The organism is Nocardioides sp., assembly GCF_004803405.1.
GTDB classification, from domain to species: domain Bacteria; phylum Actinomycetota; class Actinomycetes; order Propionibacteriales; family Nocardioidaceae; genus Nocardioides; species Nocardioides vastitatis.
In genome coordinates this window covers 1-397 of sequence record NZ_SSXI01000174.1, presented here as the reverse complement: position 1 = coordinate 397, position 397 = coordinate 1, and the positions used below count along the sequence as shown (strand labels likewise).

The 397-nt window shown below is 75.8% G+C and carries 1 protein-coding gene; it reads left to right on the top strand.

Annotated features, from left to right (window positions below; all coding sequences use genetic code 11):
- A partial coding sequence (locus E7Z54_RS23235) for a hypothetical protein (RefSeq protein ID WP_206056181.1) occupies positions 1-254 on the top strand: 254 nt, incomplete at its 5' end.
- Positions 255-397 lie beyond the last annotated feature (143 nt).

Sequence of the window (397 nt, the reverse complement as noted above, 5' to 3'; positions counted from 1 at the left end):
CCAACCCCGACGCCGGCACGGAGTCGACCGGCCCCAACCCCCAGGACACCGGCACCGACGAGTCCCCGCTGGGCCCGCCGGAGCGGGACCGACCGCCGGACCAGGTCACCCCTCCGCCGACAGGCTTCCCCAACACCGGTGACGGTGGCTCCGTGATGGATCACCGCTCTCTGCTGCTGGGCGGCGGCAGCCTGGCGGTGGCCCTCGCCGGTGGACTCCTGATCTGGTGGCGTCGAGGGACCGTGACGGGCTAGCCCCTCATGGCCGCCCACTCACCGGCACACCGCGGTCGACGGCGCGACCGGGCCGGCTCGCCCGGTCCGCGTCGCCGCCGTCGACAGGCGGCCGTCCTGACGGCGCTGGTCGTGACCGGACTCGGCAGCGTCGGGCTGGGGCT